The organism is Mycobacterium lehmannii (assembly GCF_002245535.1).
GTDB lineage: Bacteria > Actinomycetota > Actinomycetes > Mycobacteriales > Mycobacteriaceae > Mycobacterium > Mycobacterium lehmannii.
Window position 1 is genome coordinate 1 of the sequence record NZ_NKCN01000076.1, and the last position, 524, is coordinate 524.

General features: G+C 64.1%; 1 pseudogene. It reads right to left on the reverse strand.

What is annotated here, in order from left to right:
* Positions 1–524: pseudogene (locus tag CEX87_RS26920) on the reverse strand (IniB N-terminal domain-containing protein); the annotation flags it as partial.

Consider the following 524-nt stretch of genomic DNA (forward strand, 5'->3'; position numbering starts at 1 on the left):
CGAGTTGTCCACCGAGTTGTCCTCGATGCTCGACCCGCCCGAGATCCCACCGGACACACTGCCGTCGATATCGCCGACATTGGTCTGGTTGCCATCGACATTGGTAGTGGTCGTGTCGTTGTCGTTGATCACGATCCCGCCACCGGAACCGCCGGCCCCACCGGTGGCGTTGCCGCCGTCGTTGCCGACCCCGATCAGGCCGCCACCGCCGTCACCGCCCGAGGCGCTGCCGCCGCTGCCACCGCTCATGTCGACATCGTTGATCACCGGGCCCTCGTTGCCGGAGATGATGTCGCCGCCGGCGGTCTGATCACCGCTGTCGTCGATCTCATTGTCCTCGCCGATGTTGACGTTGGAGTCCTCGATGTCACCGGTGTTGACGTTCTCGTTGTCATCGCCGACGACGTTGCCGTCACCCTCGACGTTGGTGGCATCGATATCGCCTGCGGTGCCGGTGTTGACCACCCCGCCGTCGGTGGCGGTGTTGGTGGTCTTGTCACCAAAGGTGATGTCACCGAACTCCA